Annotated in this window: 13 protein-coding genes; 3 read left to right on the forward strand and 10 right to left on the reverse strand. The window is 73.8% G+C overall.

The window, feature by feature from the left end; genetic code table 11:
* Positions 1-107 precede the first annotated feature (107 nt).
* Entirely contained in the window at positions 108-1,019 is a 912-nt protein-coding gene (locus JS521_RS25340; RefSeq protein WP_205085249.1) for a hypothetical protein, read from the forward strand.
* A gap of 7 nt (positions 1,020-1,026) precedes the next feature.
* On the opposite strand, the gene JS521_RS25345 is transcribed toward JS521_RS25340, so the two are convergent.
* The 9 genes from JS521_RS25345 to ligD all read right to left on the reverse strand — a co-directional run bounded on the left by JS521_RS25345 (position 1,027) and on the right by ligD (position 11,887).
* Entirely contained in the window at positions 1,027-2,172 is a 1,146-nt protein-coding gene (locus tag JS521_RS25345; RefSeq protein ID WP_205085251.1) for an amidase family protein, read from the reverse strand.
* A 37-nt stretch (positions 2,173-2,209) separates the two neighbouring features.
* Positions 2,210-3,667 (reverse strand): peptidoglycan D,D-transpeptidase FtsI family protein, encoded by a 1,458-nt coding sequence (locus JS521_RS25350; protein ID WP_205085252.1) that lies wholly within the window; start codon positions 3,665-3,667, stop codon positions 2,210-2,212.
* A complete protein-coding gene (locus JS521_RS25355) occupies positions 3,664-5,052 on the reverse strand; it encodes an FtsW/RodA/SpoVE family cell cycle protein (RefSeq protein WP_205085254.1) in 1,389 nt (462 codons plus the stop codon). Before JS521_RS25355 ends, JS521_RS25350 begins: the two co-directional genes overlap by 4 nt.
* Positions 5,053-5,265: 213 nt before the next feature.
* Positions 5,266-5,766 (reverse strand): SH3 domain-containing protein, encoded by a 501-nt coding sequence (locus JS521_RS25360; protein ID WP_205085255.1) that lies wholly within the window; start codon positions 5,764-5,766, stop codon positions 5,266-5,268.
* A 94-nt stretch (positions 5,767-5,860) separates the two neighbouring features.
* Complete coding sequence (locus JS521_RS25365) at positions 5,861-7,243, reverse strand: ATP-binding protein (RefSeq protein ID WP_205085257.1); 1,383 nt, start codon at positions 7,241-7,243, stop codon at positions 5,861-5,863.
* Positions 7,240-8,034, reverse strand: coding sequence for a hypothetical protein (locus tag JS521_RS25370; RefSeq protein WP_205085259.1), 795 nt, complete (start codon positions 8,032-8,034; stop codon positions 7,240-7,242). The genes JS521_RS25365 and JS521_RS25370 overlap by 4 nt, the downstream gene beginning before the upstream one ends.
* A gap of 187 nt (positions 8,035-8,221) precedes the next feature.
* A complete protein-coding gene (locus tag JS521_RS25375) occupies positions 8,222-8,539 on the reverse strand; it encodes a zinc-ribbon domain-containing protein (protein ID WP_205085260.1) in 318 nt (105 codons plus the stop codon).
* Positions 8,536-10,755, reverse strand: a complete 2,220-nt coding sequence (locus tag JS521_RS25380; RefSeq protein ID WP_205085261.1) for a HEAT repeat domain-containing protein — start codon at positions 10,753-10,755, stop codon at positions 8,536-8,538. The genes JS521_RS25375 and JS521_RS25380 overlap by 4 nt, the downstream gene beginning before the upstream one ends.
* 241 nt (positions 10,756-10,996) lie before the next feature.
* A complete protein-coding gene (gene ligD / locus JS521_RS25385) occupies positions 10,997-11,887 on the reverse strand; it encodes a non-homologous end-joining DNA ligase (RefSeq protein ID WP_205085263.1) in 891 nt (296 codons plus the stop codon).
* Positions 11,888-11,981: 94 nt separating this feature from the next.
* Here ligD and ku point away from each other — a divergent pair, with 94 nt between their 5' ends.
* Both ku and JS521_RS25395 read left to right on the forward strand, forming a co-directional pair.
* Positions 11,982-13,061, forward strand: coding sequence for a non-homologous end joining protein Ku (ku, locus tag JS521_RS25390; protein WP_205085274.1), 1,080 nt, complete (start codon positions 11,982-11,984; stop codon positions 13,059-13,061).
* 47 nt (positions 13,062-13,108) lie between these two features.
* Complete coding sequence (locus JS521_RS25395; RefSeq protein ID WP_205085275.1) at positions 13,109-14,857, forward strand: serine/threonine-protein kinase; 1,749 nt, start codon at positions 13,109-13,111, stop codon at positions 14,855-14,857.
* Here JS521_RS25395 and JS521_RS25400 read toward each other — a convergent pair.
* A complete protein-coding gene (locus tag JS521_RS25400) occupies positions 14,826-16,421 on the reverse strand; it encodes a hypothetical protein (protein WP_372448614.1) in 1,596 nt (531 codons plus the stop codon). The genes JS521_RS25395 and JS521_RS25400 overlap by 32 nt on opposite strands.
* Positions 16,422-16,608 lie beyond the last annotated feature (187 nt).

A 16,608-nucleotide genomic window follows, 5' to 3' on the forward strand; every position in this document is an offset into this window, starting at 1 on the left:
GTTCGGCGGGGCATCCGGCCGGGGAGAGGGTGAGCGGTCCGTCCCGGCCCGGTACCGATTTCGGCCGCGTCGAAATTCCGTTCGCAAACGTGTCGTACCGTGAGCGCATGACCACCCCGCCGCAGGGCCCGTACGGGCCGCCCACGCCCCCGCAGAACCCCTACGGCCCGCCGGCCGCCGCTCCCGGGGCGCCGCAACAGCCCTACGGCCAGCCGCAACAGCCCCATGGCCAGCCGCAACAGCCCTACGGCTACCCGCAGCAGCCTCCGGCCCCGTCCCAGCAGGGCGGCGGTTGGGGGCAGCCCGGCTGGGGGCAGCAGCAGCCCGGCATACCCGGCGGAGGCGGCCCCGGCGCGGCCGGCTGGCCGCCGCAAGGACCGCAGCCGCCGCGGAAGAAGCGGACCGTGCTGATCGTCGGGATCGTGGCCGGCGCGGTGCTGGCGGCGGGCGGAATCACCTACGGGGTCTCCCAGCTGGTCGGGAAGACCTCCGACGCGGCGTTCCCCGATGCCGAGTACGAGCTCGTCCTGCGGCAGAAGGTGCTGGACGGCGAGTTCACGCTCGCCCAGGACCTGTCCTCGTCCGAGGGCAAGAAGATCGAGGGCATGTACGACCCCACCGTCCGGGACGCGAAGGCCGTCGTCGGCCAGTACGGCTCGGCCAAGGGCGGAGCCCTGGTGATCTCCGGGATGCACGGGCGGTTCACCGAGCCGGAGGCCATGACCGGCAAGATGATGAAGGGCGGAGCCGAAGGCCAGGGCGCGACCGTCGCCGTCCCCCCGAAGGAGTTCACCCCCGCCGGTCACGACATCACGCTGGAGTGCCAGGTGCTTCAGTCGAACCAGAACGGCGTCAGGGCGAACATCCCGATGTGCGCCTGGGCCGACGGCAACACCGGGGCGTCGGTGGGCATCATCCGTCCGGACACGGCCCTCAAGGACCCCACGGCGATCGACCTGGAGGCGGCCGCGGCCGAGACCGCCGAGATCCGCGAGGAGATCCGCCGGCCGATCGGCTGACCGCCGCTCACCGGCGCCCCGGCAGCGGTGGCGCCGGAGCGGCGGGCAGCGCGTCCTCCACCGCGCGGGCCGCCGCGAGCAGTTCCAGGTCCGCCCCGCGCGCCGCCACCAACTGGAGCCCCACCGGGCAGCCGTCCCCGGTGAATCCGGCGGGCAGGCTGGCCGCCGGATGGCCGCTCAGGTTGAACGCCCAGGTCAGGGCGGTGGAGTAGACGGTGCCCGGGCCCTCGTGCCCGTGCGGCCGGTTCGGCGTGACCGGGGTCAGCAGCAGGGCCCCGTCCGCGAGCACTACGTCCAGCCGCTCGTCGTTCGTCCGCCGCACCCGCACCGCGTCCAGGTCGTCCGGCGCCCCGCCCCGTACCGCCGTCCAGGCACCCGCCGAGACGAGCAGCCCGGCGGGGCGGTCCAGCAGGCGTACGGTCCCCGCCGCGACGAGCCGGTCCACGGCCCCGCCGACGACGGCGGCCACCTCCGGATCCACGTCCGCGAAGCCGAGGTCCTCGCTGTAGACGGCGGGAAGGGGAAGCGGGAGGGACCAGGCGGCGGGTGGCTCGTACCCGTCCAGGACATCGCGCCCGTCCAGGTCATGGCGCCCGGCCAGGACATGGCGCAGATACGGTTCCGCTGCCGCCGCCGACCGGGCGAGCACCCCGGCCGAGGCCAGCCCGGACCGGTCGGGGGAGGGGAGCAGCCCGTTCGTCGTCCTCAGCCCGAACACCCCGCACCAGGCGGCCGGGATGCGCACCGAACCGGCCCCGTCGCTGCCCGTTGCCAGCTCCGCCATCCCCGCCGCCACCGCGACGGCCGACCCGGCCGACGAGCCGCCCGGTGTACGGTCCGCCCGCCACGGGTTGACCGTACGGCCCTGCGCGCCCTGCCCCCAGGTCTGCCAGTGGGTGCCGGGCCCGGGCACCGACGTCGCGCCGACCGGGATCCCGCCCGCCGCGATCAGCCGGCGGGCCGCGTACGAGCGGATGCCGGAGGGGCCCTTCACCGCGAACGGCAGCCCGCCCAGGGGGAGTCGCCGCGTCACGGCCTCCCGTTCCCGGGCGAGCGCCGTCTCCGGCCAGACCTCGATGAACGCGTGCAGGGCAGGGTCCAGCCGCTCGATCCGCTCCAGGGCCCGCGCCACGGCGGAGGTCGTACGCGTCATGGCCCCAGTCTGCCCGCACCGCCCGACGCCGGGCGGATCACTCCTCCAACGCCGCCTCCATCACCGCCCGGGCGATCGGGGCCGCGCTGCCGCCGCCGCTGATGTCGGCCCGGTCGGCGGCGGCGTCCTCCACGACGACCGCCACCGCGACGGCGGGGCGGCCCGAGTCGGGGGCCTGGGCCCAGGAGATGAACCAGGCGTACGGCAGACCGGAGTTGTCGACGCCGTGCTGGGCGGTGCCGGTCTTGCCGCCGACCTTCACCCCGTCGATCGCCGCGTTCGACCCGGTGCCGTTCTCCACCACCTCGACCATCATCCGCTGGAGCTGCACGGCCGTCGCCGGGTTCATCGGCCGCTCGTACGACTCCGACCCCTGCTGCCGGACGGTGTCCCCGGTGTTCGTGGTCACCCGGTCCACCAGATGCGGACGCCGCAGATCCCCGCCGTTGGCCACCGCCGAGGCGACCATCGCCATCTGGAGCGGGGTCGCCGTCGTGTTGAACTGCCCGATCGAGGACAGCGCGACCTGGTCCTCGCTCATGTCCGTGTCGAAGTTGCTCCGCGCCACCCCGGACGGGATGCGCAGCCCGGTGTCGTTGAAGCCGAACTTCTCCGCCGTCTCCACCATCCCGTCGAGGCCCACCTCCACCCCCAAATGGGCCATCACCGTGTTGCAGGAGACCCGGATCGCGTCCGCCAGCGACGCGTTCTCGCAGCCTCTCGCCTCGTTGGGCAGCGTCGTCTGCGTCCCCGGCAGGACGTACGGCGACGGGGTGTCCGTGGCCGCGTCGGCGTCCGTCACCGCCCGGGAGTCCAGGGCCGCCGCCGCCGTCACGATCTTGAAGGTGGAGCCCGGCGGATAGGTCTGCCGGATCGCCCGGTTGAGCATCGGCAGGCTCTTGGCCGCGTTCAGCCGGGCCCAGGCGTCGGTCACCGCCGCACCGGTGCCGGACAGCCGCTCGGGGTCGTACGACGGGGTCGAGACCAGGGCCAGGATCGCGCCCGTCGACGGATCCAGGGCCGCCACCGCGCCCCGCCGCCCGCGCAGCCCCTCGTACGCGGCCTGCTGCATCGACGCCTTGATGGTCGTGACGACATCGCCGCCGGGCTGCCGGCCCCGGGTGAACTCGTTCCAGAAGGGCAGCGGCGCCAGCAGCGAGTCCGTACCGGACAGCACATCGTCCTCGGCGTTCTCGATCAGCGTGGTGCCGTACGTCTGCGAGGCGTACCCCGTCACCGGCGCGTACAGCGGGCCGTGCAGATAGGTGCGCTCGAAGCTGAGCTGCTCGCCGGTCTCCTTGTTGCCGGTCACGGGCCGGTCGCCGACCAGGATGTTGCCGCGCGGCTGGTCGTAACGGGCGATGCTGCTCCGGCGGTTGGCCGGGTTGTCGTCCAGCTCGTCGGCCTCGAAGAGCTGGACGCGGGCCGCGTTGACGAGCAGCGCCACCAGCAGCAGCAGACAGAAGGCGGCGGCCCGCCGGATGCAGCGGATCACCGGTCCTCCTCCCCGGCTTCCCCGGCCGCCGCGACGACTCCGGTCTCCACCTGCTCCGGGTGGGGCCGGCGGGCGACGTCACTGACCCGGATCAGCAGCGCCACGATGATCCAGTTGGTGACGACGGACGAGCCGCCCTGCGCCAGGAAGGGCATCGCCATCCCGGTCAGCGGGATCAGCCCCATCACGCCGCCGGCGATCACGAACACCTGGAGCGCCAGGATCGAGGCGAGACCGATGGCGAGCAGCCGCCCGAACGGGTCGCGCAGGGCGAGCCCGGCCCGGTAGCCGCGCGCCACGAGGAGCGCGTAGAGCAGGAAGATCGCGGTCAGCCCGCTCAGCCCCAGCTCCTCGCCGGCGGTCGCCAGGATGAAGTCGGACTTGGCGGCGAAGCCGATCAGGATGGACTGGCCGGCGCCGAGCCCGGTCCCCAGCATCCCGCCCGCCGCGAACGCGAACAGCGACTGGGCGAGCTGGCCCGGCCCCCGCCCCGCGTCGATCGAGGCGAACGGGTCGAGCCAGTCCTGCACCCGGCTGTGGACGTGCGGTTCGAAGGAGCCGACGACGAACGCCCCGACGGCGGCCAGGAGCAGGCCGACCGCGATCCACCCGGTCCGGCCCGTCGCGACGTACAGCATGATGACGAAGAGCCCGAAGAACAGCAGCGAGGTGCCGAGGTCGCGCTCCAGCACCAGCACGCCGACGCTCAGCAGCCAGATCGCCACGATCGGCCCCAGCACCCGGCCGGAGGGCAGTTGCAGCTTCCACACCGTGCGGCCGGTGTACGCGAGCGCGTTGCGGTTGGCGGCCAGATAGGCGGCGAAGAACACCGCGAGCAGGATCTTGGCGAACTCCCCGGGCTGGAAGGACAGTCCGCCGACCCGGATCCAGATCTTCGCCCCGTTCACCGCCGGGAAGAAGATCGGCACGATCATGAGCACGAGCGCCGCGGCCACCGAGAGGTACGCGTACCGCTGGAGCACCCGGTGGTCGCGCAGCAGCAGCACCACGGCGGTGAACAGCGCGACGCCGAGCGTGGACCAGACGAGCTGGGTGGGCGCGGCCTGGTCCCTCGGGGTCTCCAGATCGAGCCGGTAGATCAGCACCAGGCCGAGACCGTTGAGCAGGACGGCGATCGGCAGCAGCAGCGGATCGGCGTACGGGGCACGGAAGCGGACCGCGACATGGGCGAGCAGCGCGAGCGCCCCGAGCCCGGCGCCGTACCCGGCGACATCGGGGGGCACGGCGCTGTCGTGGGCGAGGCCGACCGCCGCGTAGCCGAAGACGGAGATCAGGACGGCCCCGACGAGGAGGGCGAGCTCCACCCCGCGCCGCTTGGGCAGGCGGAGCTCGGGCGGGGGAGCGTCCGCCGTCGTTGCGGTCATGCCCCGCAACGTAGCAAGAGGTGGGCGGTATTTCCCTTATGTCACACCTTTGCTCATGTCAGAGCCCGCCCGGGCGCGTGCTCATGCCAGAGCCCACCGGGGCGCGTGCTCCTGCCGGAGTCCAGCGGGAGCGCGCGTCCGCCCGCGGAGCTCTCGGCTGCGGGGCCGGGCTCCACGGGCGGACGGGTGTGCGGGTGTGCGGGTGAGGGCGCGTCAGCACCACTTCGGCGCGGAGCCGACGTTCTCGATGTAGCGGGCCGAGCCCCAGGCCCAGGTGCCGTCGGTCAGCAGGTACCAGCGGTTGTTGCCGTCGACGTTGTCGCCCTTGGTCTTGCAGAAGATGTTGACGTACGAGCCGTACTTGACCGAGCCGACGACGCGGCTGCTGCGGGTCGGCTTGTCACGGAGCAGCAGGTACGGCTTGGCGATGACCCGTCCCTTGTAGGTCCGCTTCGGCGCCTGGGGGCGTGCCTGCCCCTGCTGCTGCGCCTCCTGGCGGGCCTCCTTCTGCTGCGCCTCGTGCTCGCGCTGCATCGCCGAGGCGGAGAGCTCGTCGGACATCGGGTCCGGAGCGGTGGCCTCCGCGCGCTGGCCGACGGGCTGGGGGTCGGCCGCCATGGCGGCGGGAGCGGCGGCCGTGAGCGCCGCGAGCGTGCCGGTGGCCACGCAGAGACCGAGCCGGCGGAGCCGCGAGGGGCGGGACAGGGGGGACATGCTGCCTCCATGCGATGAGGAAAGCGGAACGTGGGGGACACGAGCTGGGCTCGTGATCGTCACGCTAAAATCGCCACTCACGGTCTGCAACGCGTCACGATGCGTGAGGGCTGTTCCCCGTTGAGCCGTCCGGGTCGTCCGAGCCGCCCGGACCCCCGTCACCACCGGGATTCCCGTCGGAATCGCCCTCGTCGAGCCTGACGTACTCCGGCAGGGTCAACCGGGCGAGCGCACCGCCGTCCGGCGGATTGCCGAAGTCCAGCCGGGCGCCGATGACCTGGGCCTGTCCGAGGGCGATGGTCAGCCCGAGACCGTGGCCCTTGCCCGCGCCGTCCGTACGGAACCGCTGCGGCCCACCGTCCAGCAGATACGCCGGGAACCCGGGGCCGTGGTCGCGCACGGAGACCACCGGGCCGTCCACGCTCAGCACCACCGGAGGGCCCCCGTGCCGATGGGCGTTGGCGACCAGGTTGCCGATCACCCGCTCCAGGCGCCGCCGGTCCGTCTCCACCCGGGCCGCGGCGCTCACCCGTACCTCGGTGTCGGTGCCCGACGCCCGGACGACCCGCTCCGCCACCGGTGCGAGATCGTGCACGGCGAGGTCGACCTGCTCGGTACGGGCGTCGAGGCGGGAGATCTCCAACAGGTCCTCGGTCAGCGCCCGCATCGCCTTCACCCGGTCGCGTACCAGTTCCGCCGGGCGGCCCGGTGGCAGCAGTTCGGCGGCGGCCGACAGACCGGTCAGCGGGGTGCGCAGCTCGTGCGCCACATCGGCGGTGAACCGCTGCTCGGTCTGGAGCTTGCGCTGGAGGGTCGAGGCCATGGTGTCGAGGGCGCCCGCCACGATCGCCACCTCGTCCTGGGCGCGGACCGGTCGCGCGGTGCGCGGGTCCTTCACCCGGGCGTCGAGGTCGCCCGCGCTGATCCGGCGGGCCACCCGGGCGCTCTGGTGGAGCCGACGGGTCACCCGCCCCACGGCGAACAGCCCGACCAGCAGGGTGGCGGCGATGGCCAGCAGCGAGGAGCCGATGATCGCCCGGTCGAGGCCCGCGATGGTGCGGGCGCTGTGGCTGTAGTCCGTCCAGGTGGCCAGCGCCCGCCCGTCCGCCGGGCCCGCCGCCCACATGGCTGGGCCGCCCTGCCCGTCCGGGTCGCCCGGCGGGTGCGGCCCGTCCGCGACGACGGTGCCGCGCTCGCCGCCCGCGGCCAGGGCGCGCAGCGAGGCGGGCAGGCCCGGCGGGTCGATGCCGGAGCCCCGGGGCAGCGGCTCCCCGGCCTCGTACGCGTCGGTGACCACCTCCAGCCGGGCCAGCGCCTTCTCGCGGGCGTGCTCGACGGTCTGCCGGGTGACCGCGGTGTGCACGAGGACGCCGAGGAGGGCGGCCAGGGTGCAGCACATGCCGGCCAGGAAGACCGCGGACTTCCAGGTGAGGCTCGCGGTCCAGGAGGGCGAGCGGAACCGGCGCCGACGCCTCATCGCGTCCCCGCGGGGGATTCCGAAGGCGTACGGGAGGGGGAGGCGGTGGACGTGCCGGCGGAGGGCGTCGGCGTGACGGTCGCCGGGCCCGTGGGCGTGCGCTTCGGCCAGGGGCCCTTCCGGTGCTCCGGCGTCCGCAGGATCTCGTCCCGGGTCGGCAGCATCGCGCGCTGCCGGTCGTCCCAGGACCACGCGGTGCGGTACTCGTACCCCGGGATCACCGAGGGGGCCCGCATGATCAGGTCCCGGCCCGCCAGCTCCACGCTGATCACGGCGTCGTACGTGGACATGATCCGGGTCAGCCCGCCCCCGTCCGGCATGTAGACGCGCACGGCGAGCTGCCGGGCGGGCATCCGGATGCCGAGCACCAGTTCGTCCCTGCCGTCGCCGGTCAGATCGCGGTAGTACGGCGGGAGGACCGGGCAGTCGTCCGGGGCGGTCCGGCACGCCTCGATCCGCCGCACCGTGCCGTCCGGCAGCTCGTCCAGGCCGCTGTCCCGGTTCGTCTTCGCCTTCAGACCGGCCTGTGCCACGGCCACCGGATCCAGCCGCCGCACATCTCCGCCGGTCACCCGGATCCCCGGGATCCGCGCGGTCTCGCCCTCGCCGTAGTCGTACGGGGCGGCGGAGGCGGGCGGCAGGTCCGGCCAGAGGCCCTTGGGCTCGACGGCCGACGGCGCGTCCCCCGCACTTTCCAGCCCGCCCGCCGCGCCGCAGCCGGACAGCAGGGCGAGCGCGGCGACGGCGAGCACGGCGGCGCGGTTCGCCGCCGGGGCGCGGTGCGGACGCACGGCTCGCCTCCTCCTCCGACGACAGCGGTCTCACACCCTAATCGGATGTCCGCGTGCAATGCCCGGTTCGCACCACCGTGTGACGGTGCGTGGCTCTACGGTCGCCGCAGGGTCAGCGTTGAGGTCCGTCGAGGTCCGTTGAGGTCAGGACCGGGTCAGCGCCGGCAAGGGGTGGTCCCGGTGCCGGTCAGCGCTGGTACGGGTTCTGCCCGGGCGGCGTGACGCCGGGCTGCTGCGGGGCCTGGCCGTAGGCGTTGCCGTCCTGCCCGGCCGCGGCCTGGGCGAGCAGCTGGTCCGCCTCCTCCTTGGGTATCTGCCGCTCCCCGCCGCAGAACGTGCACTGCGTGGCGTACTTCGTCGAGAACGGAAACAGCGGGATGAAGAACAGCGTGAACTTCGTGACCCTCTTGCGCAGGGTGTGCGCCGCCGGATTGCCGCACCAGCCGCACACCATCGTCAGGACGGCCAGCTGGTAGAGGTAGCCCTTGGTGCCGAAAATGATCATGTCGTGGTCCCTTTCCCCGTCCCCCGGAGTGCCTGCCGGCACAACGCCAGGAGCTTTTCGTCCTCGTGGATGTCATGACTGCCGTACCCGCCGTCCATCGCGTTGTGACGGCGTACGGAGGCGAGTTCGCTCCGCAGGACGTGTGCCGCGGCCGACCCCTGCGGGACCGGCCCCATCCGTGCCAGGCATTCTGCCACCCGGACCCGGACGTGGCGGCTCCGCTCCCAGGCGGTGAGCAGCGCCTCGGTGGTCTCCTCCGGCCGGCCGGACACCTCCCAGAGCGCGATCGCCGCGTCCACCCGCAGCCACAGCTCCTCGTGCGCCAGCAGCCCGCGCAGCAGGGGCGCGACCACCGCGGCGCGCGGCCCGAGGGTGCCCAGCGCCACCGCGGCCGCCCGCCGGTCGTGCACCTGGTCCGACCGCAGGCCCTCGGTCAGCGCCGGCAGCACTGCCTCGGCGTCCCCGGAGATCGCCCACAGCGCCTCGGCCGCCTCCGTCGCGGACGCCGTCCCCGGGCGGCGGACCAGCGCCCGCAGCTCCGGGACGGCCTCCCGCGCGGCGGGCCCGAACGAACCCAGCGCCCGGAGCGCCGCCGTACGCAGCCACTCGCCCCGGTACTCCGGCGCCCCGCGCAGCACCCGCAGCACCTCGGGGGCCGCCTCGCCCGCCCGAAGCCCGGTCAGCCCGGCCAGCAGCGGGCTCGCCCGGTCGTAGGCGCCCTCGTCGAGCGCCACCTCCGCGAGCCTGCGCCGCAGCGCCCCGGTGAGCGGCCGGGCCGCCGCCCCCAGGTGCCCCACCGCGAACCCCACGTCGTGCGCCACCTGCGGCAGCTCCAGGGCCGCCGCGAGCGCGGGCACCGCCCGGGCGTCGCCGAGCCGGGCCAGGGCCTTCACGGTGGAGCCGAGCCCGGGCGGACCACTGGCCCAGGTCTTCACCCAGCCACCGGGGTCGGCGGCCAGCCGGGCGGCCAGGGCGTCCGCGGCGGGCGCGGCGAGGCCGAACAGCTCCTCCAGCACATGGGACGCGGCCTCGGCGAGCCGGGGCTCGGGGTCGGAGAGCTGCTCGCCGACGAGCGCCACCAACTCCTCGTACGGGCCGCGCCAGGCCCGTATCAGCCCGCCGCTCATCCGAACGGCGTCGATGCGCTGCCGGCGGTCGGGGCTGCGCAACTGGTCGGCGAGCAGCGCCGTGCGGTCGCCCACCCGGTCGTCGAGGCCGACGTGCAGGGTGCGCAGGAGGTCGGCGGCCCAGGGGGCGCCGCGTCCGGCGTTCTCCTGGGCGCCCCACGACCGCAGCTGCCCCACGAGCGTCGGTGTCGTGACGTGCTCGCCCCGGCAGGTCTCCGCCGCGGTCACGGCTTCGGGCTCCACGGGCTCCGTGTCCGGCGCCGGGTCCGGGCCGGGCTCCGGCTCGTCGTCCTCCCGCGCGGCGGTCGCCCCGGGCGGGGCGTGCCCGCCCCCGTCGCCCCGGTCGCCGCACTCCTCCGGCGCCGAACGCATCTCGCGCAGCAGCCCCGCGACCACCGGCACCACATCGCCGGGCAGCCCGTCCGGCGAACACCGCGCCAGCTGGGCCAGGGCCGCGAGCCGCAGCCCCGGGGAGTGCGCCCGTCCCGCCAGCCGGTTCAGCCACTCCGCGACCCGTTCCGCGAGCGGCCGGTGCCGCAGCGCGACCCGCCCGGCCGCCTCCACGAGGGCGAGCCGCACCTCCTCCTCGGGCTCCACCGGCAGCCGCTCCCGCAGCAGCGCGAGCACGCGCACGGGATGCCGGTGCAGCGTGGCGAGGGCCAGCGGGGCCGCGAGCCGCACCCCGGGGTCCTCGTCGGCGATCAGCTCGAAGAACACCCCCGCACCCGCCGTGACCGCGGCCGCCGCCATCGCGTAGTTCGCGGCGCCCTCGATCTCGTCCTCGTCGAACTCCGCCTCGTCGTCCTCGTCGAGGTCGAAGCCGCCGATGCTGGTGAGCAGTTCGACCACGCCGCCCCGGTCCTGCACCCCCGGGTCCTCGACCAGCTCGAACAGGAACGGGATGCACGCGAGCGTGCACGCGTACACATCGCCCTGGTGGTGCACCGCGCCGTACATGCCGTCGAGCGCGGCCTCCCGCACCGCCGGATCGTCGGACGCCAGCCCCCGCAGGAGCTCCGGCACATCATCGGCAGGCCCGTAGGCATGCTCCATCGAGGCCCAGTCGACCTCGTCGATCCCCGAGAACACGCCATTCCCTCCCCGCGATCACGACAGCGCCCGGACCGGCGCGCCCGTGGCGGCGCCCTGTCCGTCACACCCTCCCGGCGCGCCCCGTAGAAAGCGCCTGCGCAGAGTGTGCACCACCGATCCGACAATCCACCCGCCACTTGTGGCCTTTCCTCGGCCCGTAACCAGGTCATGACCCCGTCAAGACGTTCCGGCCGTGAGGTCGCTGTGAGCGGTGGGCGTCGGATGGCTCCCCGAGGTGTCACGCGGGCAGCGGACGCGCCTGTTCCGGGTCGTTCAGCGGGGCGAGCAGATCCCCGTACCGGTCCAGCCGTCCGCCCATGTCCCCGGCGCGGAACACCAGGGCCCCGGCCTCCCGGCACCCCGCGATCTCGTCCCAGGTCACGGGGGCCGAGACGGTGGGCTCGGGCCGGGCGCGCAGGGTGTAGGGCGTGGCGGTCGTCTTCGACGCGGAGTTCTGGCTGAAGTCGACGAACACCTTGCCCGGCCGCAGGGCGCGCTTCATCCGGTGCAGGGCCAGCTTCGGAAGGGCCTCCTCCGCCTCCATGGCGAGCCGCTTCGCGTACGCGGACACCTCGCCGGACGGGGTCGGCTCCAGCGGAACCAGCAGATGCAGCCCCTTGGACCCGGACGTCTTCCCGTACGCGAGCAGCCCGTCGCCGGCCAGCCGCTCCCGCAGCCAGAGCGCCACCGCGCAGCACTCCACGACGGTCGCGGGGGAGCCGGGATCCAGATCGAAGACCATCCGGTCGGCGACCCCCGGCGCGCTCTCCCGCCACTGCGGGGTGTGGAACTCCACCACCAGGTTGGCCGCCCACATCAGCGAGGCCAGATCCCGTACGACCACCTGCCGGGCGCCCTGGTCATCGCTCCGGGGCACGGGGGTCGTCCCCACCCAGGCGGGCGTACCGGGTGGCGGATTCTTGGTGAAGAAGAGCTGGCCGCCCGGCCCGTCCGGGTACCGCAGGAAGGACACGGGGCGGTCGCGCAGGTGGGGCAGGATCACGCCGCCCACGGTGACCGCGTAGTAGTGCAGCACCTCGCCCTTGGTCGTCCCGGTGGCCGGATACAGGACCTTGTCGAGATTGCTGAGCGAGACCCGTCGCCCCTCCACCTCGGTGATCGGCGTCATACGATAAGAATCACACGAAAACATGCCAAACATGCCAAAGCGTCTCCAACCGCCACAGAGCCCGTAGGGGTCGACGGTCGACAAGGGGTGAACGGTGAGGTCCATCTGGAACGGCGCGATCTCCTTCGGGCTGGTCAGCATCCCGATCAAGCTGGTCAACGCCACCGAGAACCACTCGATCCACTTCCGGCAGATCCACCTCGCCGACGGTGGCCGGATCCGGTACCGCAAGGTCTGTGAACTGGACGAGGAGGAGGTCACCGGCGGCGACATCGGCAAGGCCTACGAGGACGCCGACGGCACGATGATCCCGATCACCGACGAAGATCTCGCCCAGCTCCCGCTGCCCACGGCGAAGACCATCGAGATCGTCGCCTTCGTGCCCGCGGACCACATCGACCCGCTCCAGATGGACGCGGCGTACTACCTCTCCGCCAACGGCGTCCCGGCCGCCAAGCCGTACACCCTGCTCCGCGAGGCCCTCAAGCGCAGCAACAAGGTCGCCGTCGCCAAGTACGCCCTGCGCGGCCGCGAACGGCTCGGCATGCTGCGCGTCGTGGACGACGTGATCGCCATGCACGGCCTGCTGTGGCCGGACGAGATCCGCGCCCCGGAGGGCGTCGCGCCGGAGGGTGACGTCACGGTCCGCGACGCCGAACTCGACCTGGCGGACGCCCTGATGGACACCCTCGGCGAGGTCGACATGGACAGCCTCCACGACGACTACCGGGAGGCGGTGGAGGAGCTCATCGCCGCGAAGGCCTCCGGCGAGAGCATGCGCCCGGCCGAGTCGGAGGACGCCGGCGGCGGCAAGGTCATCGACCTGATCGCGGCCCTGGAGAACAGCGTGCAGGCGGCGAAGAAGTCCCGGGGCGAGGCGGGGGGCGAGGGCGACGGCGAGATGGCGGACGTGCACCCCATCAAGAAGACGTCCGGAAAGTCGTCGGCGTCGGGGAAGTCCTCCGCGCAGACCACGAAGAAGAGCTCCGCGGCGGCGAAGAAGTCCACTTCCAAGGCCACCCCCAAGTCGACCGGCACGAAGAAGTCCACGTCGACGACGAAGAAGGCCGCCGCGAAGAAGACGACGAAGTCGGCGGCGAAGAAGCGGACGTCGTCGAGCGGCGGCACCGGGGCGAAGAAGACGGCGTCATCGCGTAAACGCGCCTCGGCCTGACAGGACTGCCGCCCCCGCTGTCCGAAGCCCCCCGTACGCTACGGCCCATGAGCGAAGAGGTCCCCTCGGGACGGGTGATCGACGGCCGTTTCACGCTGGTCGAGCGGCTCGGCAGCGGTGGCATGGGCATGGTCTGGCGGGCCCGCGACGAGGCGCTCCACCGCGACGTCGCGCTCAAGGAGGTGCGGCCCCCGGACCCGGCGCTCGCGGAGTACGACCCCGAGGGCGCCCGCACCTTGCGCGCCCGGGTGCTCCGTGAGGCCCGCGCCCTGGCCCGGGTCGACCACCCCAACGTGGTCACCGTCCACCACATCGTCGACCCCGGCGAGGACGGCTACCCGTGGATCGTGATGGAGCTGGTGGCCGGCTCCTCCCTGCACGACCGGCTCGCCACCGGCCCCATGGAGCCCGCCGACGCCGCCGAGCTGGGGCGCGGCATCCTCTCCGCCCTCCGCGCCGCCCACGCGGCCGGGATCCAGCACCGGGACGTCAAGCCCGCCAACGTCCTGCTGCGCCCCGACGGCCGCCCCGTCCTCACGGACTTCGGCATCGCCGCCATCCGCGAGTCGACCAGCCTCACCATGACGGGCGCCCTCATCGGCTCGCCCGACTACATAGCCCCCGAACGCATCCGGGGCACGGAGGGCGACCCGTCCTCCGACCTCTGGTCGCTCGGCATGATGCTGTACGTCGCCGTCGAGGGCCGCCACCCGCTGCGCCGGGCCACCACCCTCGCCACGCTGGCCGCCGTGCTCGACGAGGAGATCCCGCCGCCGGTACGGGCCGGGGCCCTCGCCCCGGTGCTGAGCGCGCTCCTCACCCGGGACATCCCGGCCCGCCCGGACGCGGAGACCCTCGACCGGCTGCTGGCCGAGGCCGCACGGGGCGGCGGGAGCATGCCCCCGACCCCCACGGAGCGTGTACGGGAACGGCCCGCCTCCGCGCACCCCGGATCCGTACACGCCGCGCCCACGCAGTCGGCCACCTCGCCGCCGCGACCGGGGCCCGGGTTCGCGTCCTTCGGAGCCCCGGAGGACCGCGTCCCGACCGGCTACGGCACCCTGCCCCCCGCTGCCGACGCCGCCTCGCGGGAGCGCGGCCGCCGCATCGAGCGCCGGGTCTGGCGGATCAGCGCCGCGTCGTCCGTCGTCTCGGCCGTGGTGATCGCGGGCGCCATCCTCTGGACGGCCGGTGCCTTCTCCTCCGAAAGCTCCGGCGGTGACGACCTACCGCGCGACCGGGCGAGCGCACCCCAGGTCCCGGCCCCGACGCCGGACCCGATCGCCGACGAGTCCGACGAGTCCGACGGCCCCGACGAGCAGGACGGACCGGAGGCGGAGACGGCGAACCTCCTGACCCCGGACGGGGCGCGGACCGCGATCGAGGCGCTGAAGCCGCTCATGGGCGGAACGAAGGTCACCGACTTCACGCTCTACGGCGAACACGTCTCCGCCGAGGCGCCGCTGAAGTCCAACGCCGCGCTGTACGACCGCTTCAGCTACCGCGACGGCCGGGCGAAGAACGACGACATGGGCGGCACCCTGACGTCCGGGTCCACGACGGTCGACCTGGACTCCGTCGACTGGGACGCGCTGCCCGCCCTGCTGAAGACGGCGGAGGAGACGCTCAACGTCCAGAAGCCGGAGAGCAGTTACGTCATCGTGGACCCCTCGTCGCCCTTCCACGACGACCGCCCGGTGCTGCGCGTGTACGTCTCCGACGCGCACGGCGGCGCCTTCCTCACCGCCGAACTGGACGGCCGGGTCATCGAGAAGAACCCGCGCCCCAAGGGCTGACCACCGGCTGGATCGGATCGGGCAGCAGCGGCAGGTCCAGGTCGAAGGGGCTCCGCTCGATGACGTACGTGCAACTGGTGTAGGTGTAGCCCGGCTGGACCCTGGTCCCGGAGGAGTAGCTGTCCACCCGGGCGGTCGCGCCCGTGCCGTGCTTGTAGAGGAAGTGGTACTCACCGGCGGGCAGTTGGAGCCGGGCCTTCGGGTAGTTCCTGCCGCTCGCCTTGCAGGCGCGCCGCGGGCCCTCGGAGGCGCTGTATCGCTCGCAGCCCGCGCAGGCCCTCAGCGTGACGGTGCCGGTGACGGGCCCGGTGTAGAGGACCTCCACCGTGTTCGGCGCGTCATTGCTGATGACCAGCTCCATCCGGGCCCCGCCGGGCCGCTTCGACGGCGGCAGCCGCTTGCCCGCGGCCGGCCGGTCGTCGGCGATCTCCGCGGCTATCGCGATGTTCCGTGCCTGCCGCACCCGCCCGTCGCTCCTGTACGTCCGCGCGAAGTCGGTCAGCGTCGTGCGCGCGTCGCCGAACTTCTCGTCCTCGAACTGGTCGACCCCGCAGGCGTACACCCCGTCCACGACACCCTTGTCGGCATCGGCGCGCAGTGCCTTCACGCTCTCGGCGGGGAGTTCGGACGCGGTGGTGCCGAGGCTGCGCAGCACCTGGGTGGCCGCACACGGCTCGTCCCCCTTCAACGCCGCGACCTGGGCCTTGATCCGCTCGCCGATCGCGGGCCCCACCTGCCGCGCGGAGGCGGAATCGGGGAACGTACGCAACAACTCGCCCAACTCCGCGCCGCCGCTGCCACCACCGTTGCTGCCGCCCAGACGGGAGACGCCGCACCCGTACAGCGACACGGCGAGCGGCTCGTCGGGCCAGGTGGCCAGGTCGCCCAGCAGCTTCCCGTCCACCGAGTCCGGCAACGACCGCAGATAGGTCAACGGCGCGACGGCCTCGCAGTGTTGTTTCTTCGCATACGGGGCGGAGACGGCGTCGTAGTACGCCTTCAGACGGTCCGGGACGAGCTTCGCGGCCCGCGAGCCGGGATGGTCCTCGCCGAGCGCGCGATAGACGTCGAGGGCCTTCCCGTACTCACCCTTCGCCGCATCGAACGGCTGCTCCGAGGCAGTGGCGACCCGCTCGTCCCCGGCCGCCAGCCGGTCCAGCAGCATCTGCTCCCGTGCCTCGTCCCGGGCGGAGCCGTACACCACCGCCCCGCCCGCCGGCACGGCCAGCAGCACCACGCCCAGCCCGACCGCCAGCCCGGGCCGCCACGCCCCGGCCGGCGCCGCACGCCGGGCGATCCATCCCCCGTCGACGGCGGCGAGCACCACCACGAGCAGATACCCGACGAGCACGCCCCCGGGCACCCCGTCCGGATCGGCGGGCAACGCCACCCACAACAGCGCCGCCGTGGCCGCCCAGCACACCGCGGCCCGCCCCCAGCGCCCCAACAGGGCGTAACCGAGCCCGAGCCCGGTCAGGTTGAGCAACGCGACGGCGACCGCCCGCAGGGCAGCCCCGGGCGGCGGCGGCCCGACGGAGGGCGCACGAGAGGGAGGCGGCGGAATGTCTCCGGGCGGCCCGTCCGGCGGCGGTGGACCAAACCCGGGTGCCCCGAACCCGGGCGGTCCTTCCGGCGGCGGCGGAACGTCCTCGGGTGGCCCCTCCGGCGTCGGGGGCACGTCCGCGCTGCCCCCACCCCCGCCGGCCCCCTCGCCGCGGGGGGCACGTCGCGGCGGTGGGTGGGGCCACCCG

This window comes from Streptomyces durocortorensis (assembly GCF_016901035.1).
GTDB classification, from domain to species: domain Bacteria; phylum Actinomycetota; class Actinomycetes; order Streptomycetales; family Streptomycetaceae; genus Streptomyces; species Streptomyces durocortorensis.

Coding starts and splice junctions, on each gene's coding strand:
- JS521_RS25395 (WP_205085275.1), top strand. CDS start 13,109: ATGAGCGAAGAGGTCCCCTCGGGACGGGTGATCGACGGCCGTTTCACG.
- JS521_RS25345 (WP_205085251.1), bottom strand. CDS start 2,172: ATGACGCGTACGACCTCCGCCGTGGCGCGGGCCCTGGAGCGGATCGAG.
- ligD (WP_205085263.1), bottom strand. CDS start 11,887: ATGACGCCGATCACCGAGGTGGAGGGGCGACGGGTCTCGCTCAGCAAT.
- JS521_RS25360 (WP_205085255.1), bottom strand. CDS start 5,766: ATGTCCCCCCTGTCCCGCCCCTCGCGGCTCCGCCGGCTCGGTCTCTGC.
- JS521_RS25355 (WP_205085254.1), bottom strand. CDS start 5,052: ATGACCGCAACGACGGCGGACGCTCCCCCGCCCGAGCTCCGCCTGCCC.
- JS521_RS25340 (WP_205085249.1), top strand. CDS start 108: ATGACCACCCCGCCGCAGGGCCCGTACGGGCCGCCCACGCCCCCGCAG.
- JS521_RS25365 (WP_205085257.1), bottom strand. CDS start 7,243: ATGAGGCGTCGGCGCCGGTTCCGCTCGCCCTCCTGGACCGCGAGCCTC.
- JS521_RS25375 (WP_205085260.1), bottom strand. CDS start 8,539: ATGATCATTTTCGGCACCAAGGGCTACCTCTACCAGCTGGCCGTCCTG.